Origin of the sequence: Mesorhizobium sp. M7A.F.Ca.US.005.03.2.1 (assembly GCF_003997795.1) — a bacterium.
GTDB classification, from domain to species: Bacteria; Pseudomonadota; Alphaproteobacteria; order Rhizobiales; family Rhizobiaceae; genus Mesorhizobium; species Mesorhizobium ciceri.
In genome coordinates this window covers 1-1,732 of sequence record NZ_RZRP01001103.1, presented here as the reverse complement: position 1 = coordinate 1,732, position 1,732 = coordinate 1, and the positions used below count along the sequence as shown (strand labels likewise).

Genomic DNA, 1,732 nt, shown 5'->3' with positions numbered 1-1,732 from the left:
TCTGGCACGTTCCCGCCGCCTATGACTGGGCCCTTGACAATGAGGCCGTGCATGTCTGGGAACACCTGACGCTGCTTGCGGCCGCCACCTTCTTCTGGCGAATTATCCTGACCAGCGGCGATCGCCGGCTGAGCCCCGGCATGGCGGTGGTCCTGGTGTCGCTCGTCGGCATCCAAGGGGCATTCCTATCCGCGCTGATCATGTTCGCCTCGCATCCGCTCTATGGCGCCTATGCCGGCAATCCGCTCGACGACCAGGTGCTCGCGGGCGTCCTGATGTGCATTCCCGCGTCGTTCGTCTACCTCGGCAGCACCATCTGGGCGCTGTGGCGGATGCTCGGCAACAGCCGCCTGCGTGTATATGACGGGGAGGCGTGAAAGTGGCGGCGGGCGTGCGGCGACATTGGAAGTGGTGGCTCGCGGCCGTCGTGCTGGCCGGGCTCGTTGTGGCGATCTATTTCCTGAAGCCGGTAACGGGTCCGGCGCGCGACCTGACGCTGGCGGGAAATGCCGCTAGCGGCGCCTACCTGATCCGCCTCAGTGGCTGCGACGCCTGCCACACGGACCACGAGCACAACGGTCCCGCTCTGGCCGGGGGCAAGCCGTTGAAGACCAAGTTCGGCGTGTTCTATCCGCCCAACATTACCCCTGACAAGAAAACCGGGATCGGCAACTGGACCCTGGCGCAGTTTTCGAACGCGCTGAGCAACGGCATTGGTCCGCACGGGAAAAATTTCTATCCGGTCTTCCCCTATAATGACTTCACACTAATGAGCGATCAGGAGGTCGTGGATCTCTATGCGGCGGTCATGGCGACGCAGCCCGTGTCGCGCGAGGCTCCGGCAAATCGCGTGATCTTCCCTTTCAACATCAGGTTGTTCATTTCCGGGTGGAAGAACCTTTTCTTTTCGCCGCATCGCTATCAAAACGATCCGGCACATTCGGCCCAGTGGAACCGTGGGGCCTACCTTGCCAACGGTCCCGCCCATTGTGTCACCTGCCACTCTCCCCTCAACGCGCTTGGCTCCGTCGTGCAGGGCAAGCGCTTTACCGGTAATCCGTTTGAAGGTCCGGGAGGCAAGGCGCCGCCCCTTACACCGGCCGCGTTGCTGCAGGGTGGTTACACCAGGGATGGCCTAGCTCAAACCCTCAAGACCGGTGTCACCCCCAATGCCGGCAAGGTCGGCAAAGAAATGGGGCTGGTGGTGACCGACGAGACGTCGCACTGGACGGACGACGATCGCAATGCAGTCGCGGATTACCTGTTGAATTTGAAGTAGCGATTCGGCCTCTTTGACCGCGGTGCACAGGTTTCGGGCTGGCGGAACACTGGATCGAGCCTATGTAGGCGTTAACGGAATTACTGCAATCGCGATGATCTTCGTCTTGCCCGATATTTGATATTCCGAATATGGGCTTTCCTTGTCCTGGCAGCTTCCCTATCGAGCGAATCCGGACTGTCAAAGCCAGCCGCTGCTGAAGCCGGCCCGGCGCAGGCCGCGCACCACATGCGGGCAGGCGCGCATCAACTTCCATAGAAAATCCGATCGATAGTTCTCGATCATCAGCACGATCGGTCCCTGATTCAGCCCGAGGTGATCCGGCGCAACCCAGCCGGCGGGGTGATCGCTGCCCGGTTTGAGCGTCGGGTTGAAACTCGCCTTGAAGCCGTAGGAATTGTCGAGATTGAGCTCGATATCCTGGAAATAGCGCAGGGCCGGCAGGACGATCTC

The 1,732-nt window shown here is 61.0% G+C and carries 3 protein-coding genes; 2 read left to right on the top strand and 1 reads right to left on the bottom strand.

Going from position 1 to position 1,732, the window contains the following annotated elements:
* Positions 1 to 377, top strand: a 377-nt coding sequence (locus tag EN991_RS35100; RefSeq protein ID WP_164769623.1) for a cytochrome c oxidase assembly protein, incomplete at its 5' end; no start/stop codon positions are given.
* 2 nt (positions 378 to 379) lie between these two features.
* A complete protein-coding gene (locus EN991_RS35095) occupies positions 380 to 1,279 on the top strand; it encodes a cytochrome c (RefSeq protein WP_127370441.1) in 900 nt (299 codons plus the stop codon).
* Positions 1,280 to 1,459: 180 nt separating this feature from the next.
* Here the strand turns inward: EN991_RS35095 and EN991_RS35090 are convergent.
* On the bottom strand, positions 1,460 to 1,732 hold a 273-nt coding region (locus EN991_RS35090; protein WP_281058845.1), incomplete at its 5' end, for a glucoamylase family protein.